Origin of the sequence: Pasteuria penetrans, assembly GCF_900538055.1 — a bacterium.
In the GTDB taxonomy this organism is placed as follows: Bacteria; Bacillota; Bacilli; order Thermoactinomycetales; family Thermoactinomycetaceae; genus Pasteuria; species Pasteuria penetrans.
Genome location: NZ_UZAC03000001.1, coordinates 31,874 through 50,613, shown reverse-complemented (window position 1 = coordinate 50,613; position 18,740 = coordinate 31,874). Strand labels below are relative to the sequence as shown.

The following is an 18,740-nucleotide window of genomic DNA, read 5'->3' as shown; positions in this document are numbered from 1 at the left end:
TTTTTTCAAACCTCTTCTCCACGACGGCTTTTCTTTTTTAGGGGATTTCCTTTCCCTATCTGCCTACGAAGGACAACCATTCCCCCTTGCCCTTCTCCCCGGGTTGGTACGTGGAGGAGTCGGGGGTTTTGCCACCAGGGCACCGATCGATCCTTCCATTCTTTCCCCTCTTGAACCCACTTACCCTTTTTTTACTGGGATTCTCCTTTCTTCCCATCCTATCGGTTGGGTGTATATCGATCGTACGTTCCTTAGCCGCCTCCCTTACCTCATGGCAGTTGTATCCCCCATCGAAATACAGGGTCTTGTCGTCCTCTGGTGCATGGTTGGATCTATAGTGGACCCCAAAATCCTTATCGGAATGAAGTGCCCCTTGGGTATTCACATGGGTGATCATACTCAATTCCTTCTCCTCATCACGAGCCTCGACAAGGTTACAAACATACCCTCTACATAATTGCTTACCCTTGACACGACCTTGGGCGTCTGGATCGAAGGGACTTTGCAGACTGCCTGATGGCAAAGTAGAACGTACCATGAGTTTCTTTTGCCCTTCCTGTTCAACCTCCTCGGTTTGCTCCCCTGTCACCCTTTGCAACAGTATATGAGCTGGGGTGGATTGGAACTTCTTATATGGGTTTCCAAAGTCTTTGAGAGCCAGGCAAATCTCTAGTAGCGTTGCTCTCTGTTTCATCTTATCCGTTGGGTGGTGATCCGCTGGGAGGAGGAGGAAGGATCTATAAGAACGGGCCTGAGCTCCGTTCACATCGGCCATCCTACAATCGGGTTGCAAGAAGATTTCCCATTCGGAAGGAAGGGGAAGGGCAAGTTGGGCCATCGTACGGACCACAATCCTGATCACCAAGAAAATCAACATATTGCGGCTCAGTTTTCTGATACAGCCGTCGATAAGGGTTGAATCCATCCGATAAAAACTGGGGTCCATACCCACGATCCCCATCATAAATTGGGTGAAGTCGGAGTAGACTTGTTCCTTCACCTTATAGTCTGTAGTTTCCTCATAGATATTGAGGCGATTTCGACTCTCATATAGTGTTCTTTCGCCCATGAGTGGTTTACCTTTTGTACCACCCAATGCCTCAAAGAGAGGGCCTTCGCGTGGGATTTGATTGAACAGCATACGGTCGCTGCATCGTAAGATCTCCTTAATTATGTCTAAAATCAATGGTATAAGTATATATTTGCATGGTCTCCCTTTGGTATTGTGGTAATCACCGTATCTCTCCATGTATGAGGATGCATATTTGGTGAAAAACAGGCCAAGTAGGATATGAATGAATTCTAAATCAGTAGGTTGATGGTGACCCACCATGGATAATATACGACTCTGCAAGGAAGCTTCCGTTTCCTCTGTTTCATAGTTATTGGGTATTGTGTTACAATGTTGGGAAGCCATCGATCCTCTCATCTCCTTATATTTTTTTCCTGGGTAAGGAAGATTATACAACAAGGACCGATGGCTTTTCTATTGTCTCTTGCCATGTTTTAACCAACAAGATTTAATGATCATGGATTAATACATAATAATCTAAATAAACTGTTTATTACGAAATATCGTGCTGTGCTTTTTTCCTAAAAGGTATTGTGTGAAAGGGTAGGTACAATCAAATAATCCTACTATATTTATTAAATTTTATTATAGATCGGGGAGGGAACCAAATTTTGGAAACCAATGTCCTGGGCAGTACTTGTCGAATCGTTCTTTTCCGCGGTAGCACCGGGTCTTATTTCCCGCCCAAGGTCCGAAGGGTGGAAATCCCGAAGCCAGACGGTGGGAAGAGACCTCTCGGAATACCCACAATAGGAGATAGGATAGCCCAGACGGTAGTTAGGAACCGACTCGAACCCCTTCTGGAACCACGCTTTGTTTCCGATTCTTACGGATGTCGCCCGGGGAAATCTGCCTTGGAGGCGGTAGATAAGAATAGGAGACGCTGCTGGAAATATGCCTGGGGGATTGATCTTGACATAAAGGGATTCTTTGACAATATACCGCATGACCTGCTCATCAGAGCATTGGAGCATTGTGGCATTGATAAAAGAATGCTCCGTTATTGTGAGAGATGGCTAAAAGCCCCGGTGCAACTACCCGATGGAACTATCGAAGAAAGGACTAAGGGCACACCACAAGGGGGTGTAATAAGTCCCCTACTGGCCAATTTGTTCCTGCACTATGCCCTAGATCGATGGTTGCAGGAACATCATCCAGATATTGAGTTTGAAAGATATGTGGATGACGTGATCCTTCATTGTGAAAATCAAGCCCAAGCTGAAAATCTTCTGAAAGAATTGCAACAGAGAATGGCTCAGTGTGGTTTGGAGCTGCATCCGAGAAAAACCAAAATCTTCTACTGCAAGGACGGCTGGAAGACGGGGAAGCACAAAGGAACATCCTTTGACTTCCTGGGGTTCACGTTTTGCCCGCGTCAGGCCGTAACCCGCGTGGGGAGAAGAAGGTTTCTGGGATACAATCCAGCCATCAGCCGAAAATCGAGGAAGAAGATAGCGAAACGGGGGAAGGAAATAAGAAAACACGTGAGGCCAGACATGGAATTGCATGAGGTGGCGGAAATGTCCAATCCCATGTTTAAATCTGAAGCTAATTTGAATTAACTTCTCAATATACATTTTTAAAGTTAAAATATTAATATTAATTATGTAATTATATTATTTTATGTAATTATATTATTTATAGAAGCGAAGGAAAATAATTAGAAATTTCGATTGTGGTCCCCTTGTTATTCTGAATGTAATTTATTTTTAAATATAATTATAGGGGGGTGGTTGTTCACAGGTGCTTAGGTCAGATTCAGAAGGGACATGGCGGTCACATGGATCGCAAGGTGTAACGAATCTCCTCCCTTCGCCGGATCACTGGCGGCTAGGATGGTATCCTTTATTGCCCTATATTGTGGATGTCAATGCGATATTGATGAGGGAATCTGTTCGAATGATCGAAAATCACTGAACATATAGATTGGAGATGTTTTTTTGAAAACGCACCCCATGAAAAAGCTTGCGATCGTATCTGTCGTTTCCTTGTTTAGCACTACCCCCTTGATTTCAACAGCCAACTTAGTTCAAGCATCCCCCGGTGGGGGGCAACTTACCTTATCAGAAAACTCAATGCATGATATGCTACCCCCTGAATGGATAGACCCTGAATCAGGATTAGGGACGATTGAGATAACGGAACAAGAACTTTCCCGTGATGTATCCGAACCTATAATAAAACACATGAAACAACCACCCAATGAACAATTATCAGAAAAGTTGAACGAAAAAGGTATGAAAGCGGATATTCAAAGTGCCCGATTGTTCAAACTGGTTCCAACAACAGATACCCCCGAAGAAATACGGAATGGTTTGAAGGATTCCCCTCTGTCTGCCTACTTTATAGGGTATGCGATTGTGGACAAGGAAAGCGAGCAAAAAGTAGGTGCCCTGGTTTCCGCAATTGACGGGCTACTTTCTCCTCCAAACTTCAAAGGTGGAGTGGATAAATGCTCAAGCCGGGCTAAGAGGGGCCTGGATTGGGGGGACGTGGGGGATTGTGCCATAGTGGGATTACTGGGTACTGCCGGACGATCGGGGGCTGCTTATCTTGATAAGAGGACCTGGAAAAAGTTAGCCTATAAAGCAGCACTTCGCGCTGCTGGCAGAGCTCTCGTCCCTGGGGGTGCCTGGATCTTTGTTTTGCAGGGTGGCGCTTGCTTATACTTAAAAGCGTAAAGGGATAAAGGGGATAGTTGTGTTCATCCTTAAAAAATACTTAGCGATATTTTTTTAAATTCAAAAATATGATGTCATTTGGGTGTTAAAAGCCCCCTTCTCGATAGGCCTCTCTGGAGGCCTATTGTTGATGAGGAAGTATTATCCCTAGACATACCTTTTCCCCGGGTAGGCTGACGATGCGATCTTTCACTGCGTAAGGTGGATCACAAGCCCAACTCATTACTTGAGGTTTTAAGGGGGAGAATAGCTGAATGCGGACTGATTCCACACCCAAAGGGTACTATAATATTTTACTGTGTGGTTAGAAATCTCAAGATGATAAGGGACTATATCAGTGTACCTTTTACCTTTCCTGGGCCTCATTTTCAAGCCTCTGGAGGCTATAAATTCAAAAACAGGTGAACCGTTGATGAGATTTGGTTCTGTAGTCAGCGGCAAAGCCACAAGGAAAATGGTGCAGAAGATCAAGCGGCTGAAGATACATCATAGGACAGATCAATGTTCATTTGAACTCATAAATGCATTTGGATGGGTCATTGATCGTTGTCTGATAGACTGGGCGAAGATAAACTCAAGAGATTCACCGAAAGTTGGTCACAGGTCTTACACATTCATCATGGCTATCAAATTTCTTTTTCTGAAACTGTTTGTTCGTTGGACCTGCTAAGAGGAATAGACTTGGAAGGAGGAAGTCGTAGGAAGTCGTACGACATTGATAGTGTCACGTATGTTTCTAAGAGGGTCTTAAAGCCGTGAGGTCGGGGCTTACCCGTAAGAGTGCCCAAGTCCGTATCTGCGAAGGACTCACCTGAAATGATGGTTCTACTCGTTGTTTCGATAAATGCTTAACTCAATTTCGCAGGCATTTGATTACACTGACAGGAAGCTAGTGCCGGAATCTGCCTTGGGATTTTCACCCTCAATTTTTTGAAAATCCGGTCCCAGTTGGTTTCCACTATCATTCCCCTACGGGGCATTAGTTACTTTTCTCCCTCTCATTTCAAGAAAGGTTGTGGTTATTCCTTATGTTGAGCAGGATACTCCTCAGAATGACACCCCTTGCCTTCGTACTGGTCCTCTCTCTCACATCCCTTGTCGACATCCAGGTTACAGCTGAACCTGAGCAGGGAGGATCGTCCGAGACGATTATATCCCTACTATCTATGGGTGGGGATGAATCAGAAACGGATTGGCTAGACCAATTTTCCATATCCAGTCGTTGCAAGAAGGCATTATTCATAGGCATTATATTTGGCGCCCCCATTGGATTTTTGGTTCGTGGTTGGTGGGGTATCCTTGTGGGAGCCGCTATCGGCGTAGTTGTGAGCGCCATAATAAGATGCTTGATTATTGATACATTGTGTCCAGATTGGTTTTTTATATCCGATAGGTACAGGGACGGATTGTTACAGGGTACTATGCTTGGTGCTATGGCAGGTGTTTTGTCCTTTGGTCGCAATATGAGGGGTATTCTTATGGGATCTGCCATTGCGGTAGTTGTGGGTATCGTGTTGGAATACTTCGTTTTTGGTATACTGTGGCCAAATCAATTCCCCATATCTGATTATTGTAAATACATGTTGTTGTTGTCAGTTGCTACAATTGGCTCTGTATCTTTGGCCGGCTGCATTGATAAACATGGCGGTCGTGGGGGTATTCTTATAGGCGCTCTTGTGGGGGCCGTCATGGGTATGGTCATAGGCATAGTAGGTTGCTTTGTTCGTGACATGCTTTTTGGGGCATGATTTTTGGTCTGTTTCGGTAAGGGGGTTATCGGTGTATCTCTCCGAACTGGGATCCTTGAAAAAGGAACGTTCTATTCAAGAAAGGTTGTGGTTATTCTTTATGTTGAGTAGGATACTACTCAGAATGGCACCCCCTGCCTTCGTACTGGCCCTCTCTCTCACATCCCTTGTCTACATCCAGGTTACGGCTGAATCTGAGCAGGGGGGATCGTCCGGAACGATTACATCCCTACTACCTATGGGTGGAGATGAATCAGAAACGGATTGGCTAGACCGATTTCCCATATCCAGTGGTAGCAAGGTGGCATTATTCCTGGGCATTACATTTGGCGCCTTAATTGGATTCCTCGTTCGTGGTTGGTGGGGTATTCTTGTGGGGGCCGGCTATCGTCGCAGTTGTGAATGCCATAATGTCGAGTAGGGCTGGCATCTCAGCCAACCCTCTCACAGAACCACACGTACTACTCTCGCATTATGTGGCTCTTATTGTCCCATCTTAGAGCGTCTAATGTGTCCCAGTGCGCGAACAGGTCCCCGTACTTTCCTCGTATATACTGGATCCACCTACGAGCCTTCCGCATGCTGCCGAGCTTCTTATACTTCTTTCTAGCCCATTGGGCCAAAACATTGTCATGAGGGGGGCGAACAACCCCCTCCCATTTACATCTATAAGTATTACTACCCCAAAATCCGTTTTATTGATATCGATATTGTGTAATAATATTTATAGAAATAAAATATACATGTATTTTATTAATATTAACATAACAATCTAAAATCTGGGTACTTCCTTGGTATAATCTTCCATATAATTGGAAATTGATGCTCGGTGGGATCATCCAGTTTATCCCAGGGTTTTTCTCCCTTATTATGTAAAATATTGTCATATTATGTAAAATATTTCCATCCTAGTGCGAGCTGGATATCATAATATTTTTTTGAAAATTTTAAATTATAGATCGATTCCCCTCTTCAGGAAATCCGCTGGTACAACCGTTTACCCGGAGCCTTTCTTATATTTGTGTTATTCTTATTCTGAATCATACCATCAAAGCATATAGTCGACATATATGAAATAATTAACATGAATGCCTGATTGTATGACGTTGGTCTATGTTTATCTAGACCCATTGTATGCTTTAGAATCGTGAAACAGTGTTCCCCTGATGAACGTTTTTTCATTAACTTCTTACATCCCTCTGTTTGCAGTCGATAAAAATTCTCCTTTCGCAGTGGACTAGCGATGGAGTCCGGTGTTTTGGCTCTTCGCTTGTTCTATCCAGCTAGTAATTTCAGATCGTGTTGCTTACATAATTCGAACAGGTCATGTACGTCGTAAGCACTGTCCGCTACCAGGCCCCTACATCCTAAGGTTGATATCTCGGGGATCAGTAGCCTGGATGCTTCAACCTCACCTAAATTTGCAGGGCCCATGGCCAATACCAACGGTATCCTTCCATCCATGGTTGCCACCACGGTTACTCCTATTCCCCTGTGGAAGCCTTTATAATTCCGAAGGGTGGCAGTATCTCTCGCCTGTCTGTTTGTCGACACAATCACTTGATCCAAGAAAAGATATTTTTCCTTTATTTCCGACAATATAACCTTTTGATCTTCTTCACTAAGAAGTTCTAACAGGTTAAAAGTTATTGTTTTTCCGTTTTTTACAATGCATTTTTTAATGTTTTTATTATATAATGATCGACTAAACCCTTTCGTAATTCCTATAATATCCCTTACCATTTTATTTCCATTTATAACATTTATTAATTCCCTTTCGCTTTGTAAATTCCAAATAGCCATAACGCAGCAGCACAATATCGACACACGGTGATCGATCACACGGGTACGGATTGACTTTTCCCCATTTGGGAGACCATAGACCGTGGTAGCTAATGTCTGCAACATAAGTAGTCGGATTTTTTCCTCCGCCCCTATGACCTCATGATCCTCCCAAGGCTGTTCTGAAAGATTGGGTTTCTTTTTTCTCACCTGTTCTCTTCTCTTTTTTCTTCCTAATTTCTCATGAATATCTGGAAAATTACTTATATAATCTATGGAATAGGACATCTGTACCGACTCCCTTGTTTTTATAGATATATTTTTTCAAATTATAACAAAGGAGTAACCGTATGTATAGGGTAATAGTTAAAAATTTATTATATTAAATATATTTTACAATAATGAGTATAGTGATCGGATCGGGGGGATACCTCGAGAGGGATTTTTCACATTTTCCATAACTGAGGGTGGCTAACGAAAGGTATATATATTTTTATTTAAATAAAGTTTATATAATATTTTATTATATAATGATATTTTTATTAATATTGGTTGTTTATTTATATATGCAATATGAGTTTATATGTCAAGAATGTTACTTTCCTCGATCTCGTAGTTGGCGTAAGCGAATGAGGGGCTTTTTCCCTATAAAACTAAATAGTACAAATTTTCAGTTAGAATCTGGGCATCTGATTGAGAAACTGCTATTATTGTGTTGCCCATCGAATCACAAGGAAAAAACGAAGAATTCCCTTCTCCTGAATGACGTTACTAGCCTTATGTTCCATCACGACGGTGGTAGTATTTTGGTGCAGGCGCTGATTGGATTGTTAAAAAACGCATGGATCCCAGAGATAGACCCTCTAACCGACCCAAAGACTTGGAAACCCGTTGTCGAGGACCTATGCAACTTACGCATGCGTGTAGATCGAACCCTCCATTGTCTGAAATATCCCCAGGATGAGGGGAATGGGGTCTATCATCGCGGATATAGCACACTGTTTGGGGAACTAGATCTAGAGGTTCCTAGGACAAGATGGGAATTTTCACCGTACTTGTTACCACGTTATCAGAGTGCAAAGAATACCCTCAAAGATTTCATTTATCGTCTTTATCTTCCGGGCCTCTCCTTGCGAAATAGTAGTAAACTACTGGAGGAAGGATTCAACCTTCGGACGCCCCCGGAAACGCTTTCACAGTGGCTGCAACCCTATTACAACGATGCTATACAATATTTCGAAAGGGATCTTAGCACGACAGTATATACAGCCATAGGTATGGATACCCTCTTTGTTCCCATTCGGGAGGAGGGTCGTTATGTTTCGAAGGCGATCGCAGTCAGCACGGGTATCACGGCAGAGGGGAGGCGGGATATAATAGGGATCACCCCCTCGCCTGATGAGAATGTGGAATCCTATGATCAGCATATAGGGAAACTAAAGGAACGGGGCCTGAATGTCAACGATATACGTATCGTTACCACAGATGGGCATAGGGCTTTTCCCTTAGTTGTACGCAAGCATTTTCCTCACCATACGGTTCACCAACGATGTTACGTTCACGCGATTCGTAACATCATGAATGCAGCTCCTAAAAGTATGAAGAAGGAAATGGCTAAGGACGCTTCTTACGTCTTACGGTCTGGGGATATGGGACAGGCACTAGAACGGTGGTCTGAGTGTGCAGGGAAGTATCGGTTTGGAAATAAGGCGACGTGCGAAGCATGGGAAAGGCTCAGTCCTAAAAAAATCTCCCTGAGCTTACAAGCGGCATCCATAACCCAAAACCCCATACTTCTGCCCTATATACTGTCCACGAACTACAGAGAACGAATAGCAAAAAAGGTGGATTCGTTGGTCTTGAGGTAGCGATGAAGGAATTGATGCTTACCGCTTTCTATTGGGTGGGGAAACAAAAAGAAAACCCCAACCCATTGCCTGTCGAGGATCTTCTTTCGATCCCTGCTGACTACGAGTCCGAAATTTCGAACGGAGAACCTCTCCCCACCACGGCTTATGACTTTCATCCCCTCTTATGCACGGAACAAGGGCAGGGTTGTATGGACGATGTCCATACCCTTGATTTCTAGCTAGCACCTTTCGGGGAAAATCCGTCTAAGGCGCCACGACGGTTTTTCCCCGGGAAACTCCCTCCATCCGACGAGTTCTTCCACGGAACGGAGGTACCATATTCCTTCCTTCCAGCATCAGACTGGGTATCCGCCGCCCATCTCAATATCCATTATACCCCTAAATCTCGCAACGGCCTGTCCAGCCCATTATTTTCTGAATTTACAATAAATTAGTGATTAAAGGAAACACCTTATAAATATAAGATAAATACCCCTGGGATACCAAAACAGGAACAGTGTCATAAAAAAATGTTATTATGTTACTCAATTGCTTTACGAAAAGGTGAGACTAGATTCATAGATAGGGCATTCCCCACAAGAAATTGCACGGTCCCGGCGATGGGTGATTGAACGGGTATTCGTTCATGATCGATTCCTTCTGCTTCAATAAATCCATGAAACTCATGACTGATGAATTGCGAACCATTGTCTGTCCGTAGTACGGGCTTATCCTTTCCATCTTCGGCATATTGATCTAGAGCCGTTTGAACTGCCTTCACTACGTCCCCCGATTTACAGGATAGATAGCTGTCAGAAAAGACAATAACCCTATCAAAAACATCGAGGATGCTCAGAACGAAAACCGGAGTACCATTGGGAAGCCGCTCATGCTGGATGTCCATCTCCCAGAGCTGGTTAGGAGCCGTTATGTGTCGTTCGTAGGCTCTGTGCGGATAGGCCCCTGCGGATTCGGGGGCCTCACTAGGGATTCTTGCCCCGACACCCTGAGATACTGGCCCTACTCGACTTCGTTTGCTGGATCTCCATTCCTTGTTTTGGAAATTATATAGGGCATTCTTTGTATAAAATAATCAATGGGGTGACAGGAGTGGGATTCTCCTCACTGGCAGGTTCTGTCCACCACTGAGAAGGATAGGGGGGGGAGAGTATTGTTGCTGGCGGGGGTGATCATGGCGATAGGGGGTTTATGCATTGGTAATCACAATGGGGATAGGGCGGTTTCGAGGGATGAGGTGCAAAAGCTTTTGGAGGCCAAAGAGGTAGCCGTTCGCCGTGGGGATCCACGTTCTTTTTCAGATCTACTAGATCCCCAAAATTCTTTCTATAGGCAGGAGCAATTGCGGTGGTTTGTTGATGCACAGCGTTCTATTTTCCCGGATTCTTTTACACTACGGTTACTGTCCCTGGATGGTGAGCATGGGGGGACAAGGGATGTTTTTTGGATAGAGGAACTTTATCGTCGTCGTAAAGATGGCCGTTCGATTATCAACCAATATCCCTTTCATGTAGTCCCCTGTCGACGATCCTTCTGTGATGCAGGGATGGTTTTTCACAGCGTACAAGCGGGGCCCATCAAGGTTTCTTTTTCCGTTCCTGGATTGAAATCACGTGCCTATACGGCTCTACAGGGTGTGAAACAGACTCTCGCCATGTTTCGTAAGCGTTATGCCTGGTCCCCTAAGGCCGTGGAGGTGAAATTGTATGATCAAGGAAATCTATTTCGTCAATCAGTAAAACCTTCCTTGCCTACTTGGGCCATAGGGTGGCATGAGGCAGGGGAATCGATCAAATTGGTTTGTGATTCTCTATCATGTCACACCGGGGAACTGATGCGGGGGATTGTGCATGAGCTTACGCACCAGTGTTTGAGCGAATTGACAGGGGACAACGCTGCCTACTGGTTGCAGGAGGGGGCGGCTATGTATTACGAGAGACACGGGCCTGTTCCATTCCAAGGGGAGGTGAAGACACTATGGGGGGGGAAGGGCCCCTTTCCACTGTTCCCCTGGAAGGATTTGGAAAGGCTCAATTTAGAGGATCTCCCCAATGAGCAGGCCATGAGATATTATTTGTCTGCTTATCGTTTTTTCTGTTTTCTTGTTAGGAATTGTGGGGAGGCCAGGATACGGACTTGGTTGGATCAACTTCGGAGGTTTCCCGTTCTGAATCAGTGTACAGCAGAGAAGCGGGAGGAAATTAATATCCGTACACGTCAGGCAGCTATTACCTCATTGGGAGGGCCCCTCTCCTATTGGTCCGATCGTTGGCAGGAATATGAAAAGAATCTACGAGGATCCCCTATCATGTGGATGGGAATGTCTGGGACCTGAACTGCATTGTGGGACAAAGTCATTCGGGGTTTGTCCCGGCCCCCAACTATAGTTCTATGGGGTAATTTTATGAATATATGTTATTAACTCACTATATTATTTTTAATATAGAATTATAAATATTATAAAAATTAAAAATGTATTTATTATCAAAAATATTGTTATTTTTGCAGTACATGTGTTATAATCTAGTCGTGTCAAAGGGAAATTTTTTAGCTCTTTGGTTGTATTTCCCTTTTGATACTGTTTTTTCTCTGCCCTGTTGTTACTATTTTTACGGGGGGAATTCACCGTACAGAGGAATTATTTCTTTGGGAAAGCAGTCCTCACCTATTTTGCTCTGTCCGGTAGTTTGGTTCCCATTAGTTCGGCTGCAGTAGACGGGAAATCCTATGTTCCTATGTATAGGGGTACGGTTGCCCGGGGAGAAGGGATCCACGTTCCGGTGTCCGTACCTGATTTGGCTCCCACTGCTCGGTCTGCTGTTTTGTGGGATCGTTCTTCTGGGCGTATTTTGTATGCCAAACGGCCCTATGAGATGCGGTCCATAGCGAGTATTACAAAGATTATGACAGCCGTTATCGCTTTGGAAGTCGGAAATTGGGAAGATATCGTTGTGGTATCCCCCTATGCGGCGAGTGTAGGAGGTTCTTCTGCTCATCTGCACGCGGGAGATAAAATACCCCTGGGAAGTCTCTTATACAGTCTTCTGTTGCATTCCGGTAATGATTCAGCTGTTGCTATCGCGGAACATGTTGGTTCATCTGTGCGGGGTTTTGTTCGTTTGATGAACGAGAAGTTGCAATATCTCGGACTTCACCATACCCATTTTCAAAATCCGCATGGTTTGAGTGAACCTGGTCATTATGGGTCCGCTTACGATTTTGCTAGGATTGCAGACTATGCGTTGCATCATGAAAAATTCCGCAAAATTGTACGTTCCTGGATGGTCCTAGTTCCCTGGCCCAACACTCCGCATGGCCGTAGATTTTACAATAGGAATCGATTATTGGGTTTGTATCATGGGGCGGATGGTGTGAAAACAGGGTATACCAAGTTAGCGGGTCGTACGCTGGTTTCCTCTGTTACTAGGAATGGCAGGCAGTTGATAGTTGTCCTCTTAACGGATGGAAACCGATGGCGCGACGCAATCCGTATGTTTGAATATGGTTTCTCACAATAGGGGAGGTAGCTGGTCTTCCATTTTTTGTTTTCTGTACGGGGTTCTCTATGTGTAAAAGCACACCCCGGAAGGGGGTGTGCTTTTTTTCTTTAGATAACGTGGTATCGAATGGAAAAATTGAGAATAGGTTGTTGATTTCTTGTGTTTAATTTGATACAATTGACAGGGAGCATGTATTATTTGGAGATGCACTTTTGAAATCGCTGGATTATGAATCGAATTGGAAAATTTATTAGGATAGGGAATGAAAATTAGAGGGAATTGTAGAATCTTTCTGCTTATCGTTGGATCACAGTGTTTTTCATTAGCGTGTTAGTTTGGAGGCCTGGTTCTTTTGATTCATTTCATTTGGGGTTTGTTGCTAGTTGTTGGTGTGTTGGCGGGTGTCTACGAAGGTCGTTTGGAACATGTGGGTAAGGCTGTTTTGGAAGGTGCGGAAGGGGCTACGAAGTTTTGTCTTGTTTTGCTGGGGGGGATGGCTCTCTGGTTAGGATTCATGCGTTTGGCGGAGGAAGCTGGGATGTTGAGGGTGTTACAGCGATGGATGCGACCGGTGACTAGACGTCTTTTTCCCAGTGTACCTGTTGATCATCCCGCCCACAGCTATATTTCATCTAGCATAATAGCCAACCTATTTGGGCTTCCCAATGCGACTATGCCAAGCGGTATTAAGGCAATGCATCAGCTACAAGAATTGAATCCTGATAAGACAACATCTACCCCGGCTATGTGTACGTTTTCATCACTCATTACTTCGGGGCTTACCTTGATGCCTATTTCCATGCTGGTTCTAAGGTCACAGTATCACTCCAAGGATCCCACGGCGATCATTGTTCCTTCGTTGATGGCCACTGTTGTATCGACAGTAGCGGCGTTACTTTTGGACTGGGTTTTTCGTCGTTGTACCACCCCCCGTCCGTTTTCTGGTCCTTCCGACAAATCTAAATTGTGACAGGGGGATAGGGGATCGATGTCTCTACATGAAGTACTGTCCTATGTAAATAAGCTTTTTATACCTCTCTTGCTGCTAGTGATTCCCACGGTGGCGTATTTCCGACGTGTTTCCTTGGTGACAACTTTCGTGGAGGGTGCAAAAGGGTCGATTCCTGTGGTTCTCTCCCTTTTCCCCTATTTGGTAGCAATGTGGGTGGCAATCTTTGTTTTTAGGGAGAGTGGGGCGTTTTCGTTGTTGACGAGGTTTTTTGCCCCATTGCTGGAATTATTTCATATCCCAAGGGATATATTTCCCCTTGGACTGCTTCGTTCCCTTAGCGGTTCAGGGGGAAATGCTTTCGTGGGGAGTATTTTTCGGGAGCATGGGCCGGATTCCTTCATTGGCAATCTTGCTTCCGTTATGCAGGTTAGCACGGAGACGACTTTGTATGTGGTTGCCACCTACTTTGGTGCTATTGGTGTTCGGAGAATTCGCTATGCGCTTGCGGTTGGCTTGCTATCCGATGTAGTTGGTTTGGTGGCTGCTGTTGCGATATGTCATTGGTGGTTTCGTTGAGTTCGGACTGTGAGGAGGATTGTGTTCATCATCGTTGATTCTGGGACATGGTAAGGGGGGGGTATGAGAACCCGTTTTTGTAGGATTGGTTGGAGGTCCTCTCGGCAGTATCCCGTTGGGGGTGTGAATTTCTGAACAGGGTTTTTGGGGGAGGATTTCCCCCCATTTGAGGTGCTTTCCCCATAGACTACTATGTAAAATAAATTTACTATATTAAAATATAGAACGTATATTTTGGTTTTCTAGCTCTTCCCTCCCTTTTTTACCTATGTGACCTACGCAGTTGGCATGAGGATCTGCGAGGATTATAAAGAAGTGGCCCCGAAAACGGTAAAAGTATTGCGAAAGGGCCTGCGAGATATCACCATCCACCTCGGACACGACCTTACCCATCAGAAGTCGAATCGGAGTACCAACATCCTGGATAATTTAAACGGGAATTTAAAACGCATTACGAACAAAGCTCGCTGCTATCCTGATGACAGGGCTGCTTATCGGATATCCACCCTCTTCTGTCTCCGTGATCACCAAAAACGGCAGGAAACAACGGACCAGAGGATAGCATGAATCACAGGGATTGGGAAGAAAGCAGAAATAGTATGGAATCATGTGTTTTTTTGCGATTTAGATTGAAATTTGGTAAAGTAAGAATCGCCTTTTTTCCCAATCCCTATAGGATTCATAATAAGAATGGACGAGAGGAGATTGGAAGACAGGAACGAATTTTCTATCTATACAAATCAATAAGACAATTATGCTTAAAAAAATACAGGAAAAGGGCACCCAAGGAGAAAAAGTGGGACTAAAAATCCCCTCCGAAAAATGCACACACCCGTCCGGATACTGCCGACTCGGCTGAAATGCCGGGTCTACTCGACATGTATATGTTTATTTATATAAATATCATTGCACGGTATCGCGATATCAATAAACATATTTTTGGATCGTACTACTCATAGACGTAAATGGGAGGGGTGCGAACAGCAACCCCCCTTTAGCCAGGTGAAAGGGCCAAGGGTATACCAAGGCTTCCGTGAACAGAGTCGTATCAACCCATAGTAGGGGAGAAACCCTTGTAATGAGAGTGGGGCGAAGGGACTGAAGGGCTCAGTTTGAACCAGCCAACGCACCATATGGAATAAGGGGATGATTGTAAGTTGGACCGGGCGACTTCAGGTAACAACTCGTTCAGGGGCGATATGAAAAAGGATGATTACTTGAGGGTTGTGTGCGAAATGCTTTTAGCTGCTATTTGCTCATAAAGGATCTTGCGACGCCGCCCAAGGTGCCGCCCAAGGTGCCGCCTAAAATTGCTCCTGCGGAACTTTTGGCCGTATTGGGAATTGCTTCTATTATCCTACGAGGCATCGGTTTTTGTGTTTTCCGGAATTTATTATATTCATGTTTGCCATCTTCCGAAGCAAAAGCCTCCTTAAATTTTTTTTGCATGTCTTCATCTGTAGAATACTTTTCTTGCATTCTTCGTTCACAGTATTCTTGTGGGCTATCATTCTTCTTTGACCAAAGTCCATTGCAAATTTTTTTCTTAAGATTACCCAATATACTCTTACTATTCTTGGAGGGGTTATTGGAGGATGCCGGGGTAAAGAATTGGGACGATGCTGGAGTAGTTGGTGGAAAGGATGCCGGGGTAAAGAATTGGGACGATGCTGAAGTAGCTGATGGGGACGATGCTGGAGACGATTCTAGAGACGATTCTGGAGTAGCTAATGGGGCCAATGCCCTTTCCATAGCATTCGAATGGTTCAATGATATAAGGGAGAGGAGCAGAGAACTCATGAAACATACCGATAAAGCTTCTTTGGTCCATATAATCTTCACTAGGTCCATTTCCTCCTGTTTTCGTAATAATTAATATTCATAAATACTATGATAATATCATAACATAATATATTGATTAATATATTTAAAAATTGTATACATTTAATTAAAATAATACCAAATTGCAAATGAATTCTCCAGACAGGGTCTCCGGGCAGCATCCCGTTGGGGGTGTGAATTTCTGAACAGGGTTTTTGGGGGAGGATTTCCCCCCATTTGAGGTGCTTTCCCCATGGACTACTATATAAAATAAATTTACTATATTAAAATATAAAACGTATATTTTGGTTTTCTAGCTCTTCCCCCCCTTTTTTACCTATGTCACTATAGTACTTGACCCATCCTAATTCGTTAAAAATGGTAATTAATTTCCATTTTCTTTTTGTTTATCTTTCTGTTATACTGTTCCGTAAAAGGGGATATAGATTGATGAACCACACTACTTATACCGCCTTACCGGCCCCTATTTGTGATAAAAAAATGGAGAACGATCTCCTAGAGCGGGTACAATATTTGCAAAAATCAGGATTATCATACGAGAAAGCCGTTCAAACTGTCGGGCATTCTATTCTGCATGATAAAAACTGGGAAAATTCCACCATTGGAAAAGCTTGGACATGGTTGGCCAACTATGAAAGAGATCAATATCTGGGGCGAAAAAAGTATCAAAGAGACAACGGAGGACGCTGTACAATCATCAGAAATGGATATAGAAAACATGTTTTAGATACCCATAGGGGTCCCATTACCTTTTTCATTCCACGATTACGAGACGTCAAGTTCCAGTCCGTTCTAGCCGATCCCTATTTCCGTTATGATCCCTACTTGCTGGAAAAGATCGTTTCCCTTCGAATCAGCGGTATGTCCCTGGAGGTCATCGCGGGGCAAACAAAGTGGATCTTCGGCAAGAGGATTCCCCGTTCCACCCTCTCCCAACGTCTTATTTCCCAGTATGATAGCCACCTAGACGCGTGGAATCTCCGTTCCCTACAGAACCAGTATTCCGCTCTTCAGGCCGATGCTACTTATCTCAGGATCCGGGGGGGCAAAGGGAAAAAAATAGCCATTTACATAGTAATGGGACGTGGGTGGGACCGGTGTATGGGAAATTCTTTACGTTGGATACGGTCCACCTGAAACGTTGGACACCTGGAACCAGGTTTTCAAAAATCTCCGCTCGCGGGGTTTATCATCGGTTCCTTTGATCGTTACCGATGCTCACCCTGGCCTCAAAATGGCTGTTCGTGTCCATTACCTCGCATCGGATTGGCAACGATGTATTGCCCATTTCTTTAGAAACCTGCGGGATGCCGCTGAGGAGGACTCTTTTCCCCCAGAGATACTCTTTGATAGGATGCGCAAAGAGGTTCTGGAATCCCCGGATTGTGAAACGGCCTATGCAGTTGGCATGAGGATATGCGAGGATTATAAAGACGTGGCCCCGAAAACGGTAAAAGTATTGCGAAAGGGCCTGCGAGATATCACCATCCACCTCGGACACGACCTTACCCATCAGAAGTCGAATCGGAGTACCAATATCCTGGAGAATTTAAACGGGAATTTAAAACGCATTACGAACAAAGCTCGCTGCTATCCTGATGACAGGGCTGCTTATCGGATATCCACCCTCTTCTGTCTTCGTGATCACCAAAAACGGCAGGAAACAACGGACCAGAGGATAGCATGAACCATAGGGATTGGGAAGAAAGCAAAAATGGTATGGAATCATGTGTTTTTTGCGATTTAGATCGAAAATTTGGTAAAGTAAGAATCGCCTTTTTTCCCAATCCCTATAGGATTCATAATAAGAATGGACGAGAGGAGGTTGGAAGACAGGAACGAATTTTCTATCTATACAAATTAATAAGAAAATTATGCTTAAAAAAATACAAGAAAAGGTCACCCAAGGAGGCAAAAAAGTGGGACTAAAAATACCCTCCGAAAAATGCACACACCCGTCCGGATGCTACCGACCCTATTTATTAAATTTTATTATAGGTCGGGGAGGGAACCAAATTTTGGAAAACAGTGTTCTGGGCGGTACTTGTCGTATCGTTCCTTTTTGCGGTAGCACCAGGACTAGTAAAATCCGTTGCATGTGTGATGCTGTCAGGTGTTGTTCTTGCTAACTCCCTCGGACCGGTGTCAGCGGAGGAATTGGGTGAGATTTTTTCAACTCAAAATAGCATGGCCATGGAAGGAAGTATCCCGTCTGTAGGAGACCTATCCCTTCCTACTACTGCTGCTGTTGGGGTTGAGGAAGAAGTTCACCAGCGTTCCGAACGATCCTCCTGCCTTCCGCCTTCCTCCCGTTCCAGACGAGATGTTCTGGATGATATTGCAAATGCCTCGGGTTCATTTGTCCAGTATGTAGGGCGCAAATTGTTTGATTGGTGTTGATTAGAACTATATCAAGTAAGGATGGACTCTTACGGGTTATAAATCCCTGAATGGGGTTTTTAGGGGGGATTTTCCTCCCTCTTTCACGCATACTTTTTCAGACCTTCCCTATATTTTCCTTAGGATATATACGGACCACTTTTTTTCTCAACCATCAGGTGGGACTTCTTCCTTATTTTTCCCTAATGTCTCTGGTAAACAAACTTTTGATACGTTATTTTAGTATCCAGGGTTTTATTTTGCGAATACTCCTTCTCCATTCGTCGCTTTGCCACCCAAAGTCTGATTTTGAAGGCAGGGATAAGGGATTCCGCCTTTT

At 44.2% G+C, this 18,740-nt stretch carries 18 protein-coding genes and 2 pseudogenes; 15 read left to right on the top strand and 5 right to left on the bottom strand.

Features of this window, described 5'->3' with window-relative positions; genetic code table 11:
• Positions 1–55: 55 nt before the first annotated feature.
• A complete protein-coding gene (locus PPRES148_RS00230; protein ID WP_149452692.1) occupies positions 56–1,417 on the bottom strand; it encodes a hypothetical protein in 1,362 nt (453 codons plus the stop codon).
• 266 nt (positions 1,418–1,683) lie between these two features.
• Here PPRES148_RS00230 and ltrA point away from each other — a divergent pair, with 266 nt between their 5' ends.
• The 5 genes from ltrA to PPRES148_RS00210 all read left to right on the top strand — a co-directional run bounded on the left by ltrA (position 1,684) and on the right by PPRES148_RS00210 (position 5,922).
• Positions 1,684–2,634: a group II intron reverse transcriptase/maturase gene (gene ltrA / locus PPRES148_RS00225; protein ID WP_187820259.1), complete on the top strand. Its 951-nt coding sequence runs from the start codon at positions 1,684–1,686 to the stop codon at positions 2,632–2,634.
• 181 nt (positions 2,635–2,815) lie between these two features.
• A complete protein-coding gene (locus PPRES148_RS10205; RefSeq protein ID WP_187820258.1) occupies positions 2,816–2,989 on the top strand; it encodes a hypothetical protein in 174 nt (57 codons plus the stop codon).
• A 23-nt stretch (positions 2,990–3,012) separates the two neighbouring features.
• Entirely contained in the window at positions 3,013–3,753 is a 741-nt protein-coding gene (locus PPRES148_RS00220) for a hypothetical protein (protein WP_149452690.1), read from the top strand.
• A gap of 1,028 nt (positions 3,754–4,781) precedes the next feature.
• The gene (locus PPRES148_RS00215) at positions 4,782–5,501 is read left to right on the top strand and encodes a hypothetical protein (RefSeq protein ID WP_149452689.1); all 720 of its coding nucleotides are present in this window, start codon (positions 4,782–4,784) and stop codon (positions 5,499–5,501) included.
• Positions 5,479–5,922: a hypothetical protein gene (locus PPRES148_RS00210; RefSeq protein ID WP_149452688.1), complete on the top strand. Its 444-nt coding sequence runs from the start codon at positions 5,479–5,481 to the stop codon at positions 5,920–5,922. Before PPRES148_RS00215 ends, PPRES148_RS00210 begins: the two co-directional genes overlap by 23 nt.
• Before the next feature lie 854 nt (positions 5,923–6,776).
• Here PPRES148_RS00210 and PPRES148_RS00205 read toward each other — a convergent pair.
• Positions 6,777–7,571, bottom strand: coding sequence for a hypothetical protein (locus tag PPRES148_RS00205; protein WP_149452687.1), 795 nt, complete (start codon positions 7,569–7,571; stop codon positions 6,777–6,779).
• A gap of 341 nt (positions 7,572–7,912) precedes the next feature.
• Between PPRES148_RS00205 and PPRES148_RS00200 the strand changes: the two genes are divergently transcribed.
• On the top strand, positions 7,913–9,151 hold the full coding sequence (locus PPRES148_RS00200; RefSeq protein ID WP_187820253.1) for an IS256 family transposase: 1,239 nt from the start codon (positions 7,913–7,915) through the stop codon (positions 9,149–9,151).
• Between the two features lie 2 nt (positions 9,152–9,153).
• Positions 9,154–9,372, top strand: coding sequence for a hypothetical protein (locus PPRES148_RS00195; RefSeq protein WP_149452685.1), 219 nt, complete (start codon positions 9,154–9,156; stop codon positions 9,370–9,372).
• Here the strand turns inward: PPRES148_RS00195 and PPRES148_RS10195 are convergent.
• Positions 9,369–9,518, bottom strand: coding sequence for a hypothetical protein (locus PPRES148_RS10195; RefSeq protein WP_187820252.1), 150 nt, complete (start codon positions 9,516–9,518; stop codon positions 9,369–9,371). The genes PPRES148_RS00195 and PPRES148_RS10195 overlap by 4 nt on opposite strands.
• A gap of 156 nt (positions 9,519–9,674) precedes the next feature.
• On the bottom strand, positions 9,675–10,064 hold the full coding sequence (locus PPRES148_RS00190; protein ID WP_281289964.1) for a DDE-type integrase/transposase/recombinase: 390 nt from the start codon (positions 10,062–10,064) through the stop codon (positions 9,675–9,677).
• A gap of 240 nt (positions 10,065–10,304) precedes the next feature.
• On the opposite strand from PPRES148_RS00190, the gene PPRES148_RS00185 reads away from it, so the two are divergent.
• The 5 genes and pseudogenes from PPRES148_RS00185 to PPRES148_RS00165 form a co-directional block, all read left to right on the top strand.
• Complete coding sequence (locus PPRES148_RS00185; protein ID WP_149452683.1) at positions 10,305–11,486, top strand: hypothetical protein; 1,182 nt, start codon at positions 10,305–10,307, stop codon at positions 11,484–11,486.
• Positions 11,487–11,748: 262 nt separating this feature from the next.
• Positions 11,749–12,669 (top strand): D-alanyl-D-alanine carboxypeptidase family protein, encoded by a 921-nt coding sequence (locus PPRES148_RS00180; protein ID WP_149452682.1) that lies wholly within the window; start codon positions 11,749–11,751, stop codon positions 12,667–12,669.
• 334 nt (positions 12,670–13,003) lie between these two features.
• Entirely contained in the window at positions 13,004–13,621 is a 618-nt protein-coding gene (locus tag PPRES148_RS00175; RefSeq protein WP_149452681.1) for a nucleoside recognition domain-containing protein, read from the top strand.
• A gap of 18 nt (positions 13,622–13,639) precedes the next feature.
• Entirely contained in the window at positions 13,640–14,179 is a 540-nt protein-coding gene (locus PPRES148_RS00170) for a spore maturation protein (RefSeq protein ID WP_149452680.1), read from the top strand.
• A gap of 276 nt (positions 14,180–14,455) precedes the next feature.
• Positions 14,456–14,746 (top strand): annotated as a pseudogene (locus PPRES148_RS00165) (transposase); the annotation flags it as partial.
• A gap of 681 nt (positions 14,747–15,427) precedes the next feature.
• Here the strand turns inward: PPRES148_RS00165 and PPRES148_RS00160 are convergent.
• Positions 15,428–15,739 (bottom strand): hypothetical protein, encoded by a 312-nt coding sequence (locus tag PPRES148_RS00160; RefSeq protein ID WP_149452678.1) that lies wholly within the window; start codon positions 15,737–15,739, stop codon positions 15,428–15,430.
• Between the two features lie 28 nt (positions 15,740–15,767).
• Between PPRES148_RS00160 and PPRES148_RS00155 the strand changes: the two genes are divergently transcribed.
• The 3 genes and pseudogenes from PPRES148_RS00155 to PPRES148_RS00140 all read left to right on the top strand — a co-directional run bounded on the left by PPRES148_RS00155 (position 15,768) and on the right by PPRES148_RS00140 (position 18,421).
• Positions 15,768–16,055 (top strand): hypothetical protein, encoded by a 288-nt coding sequence (locus PPRES148_RS00155; RefSeq protein WP_149452677.1) that lies wholly within the window; start codon positions 15,768–15,770, stop codon positions 16,053–16,055.
• 395 nt (positions 16,056–16,450) lie between these two features.
• Positions 16,451–17,708: pseudogene (locus PPRES148_RS13150) on the top strand (IS256 family transposase).
• Positions 17,709–18,049: 341 nt separating this feature from the next.
• Positions 18,050–18,421: a hypothetical protein gene (locus tag PPRES148_RS00140; protein ID WP_149452674.1), complete on the top strand. Its 372-nt coding sequence runs from the start codon at positions 18,050–18,052 to the stop codon at positions 18,419–18,421.
• Positions 18,422–18,740: the final 319 nt, after the last annotated feature.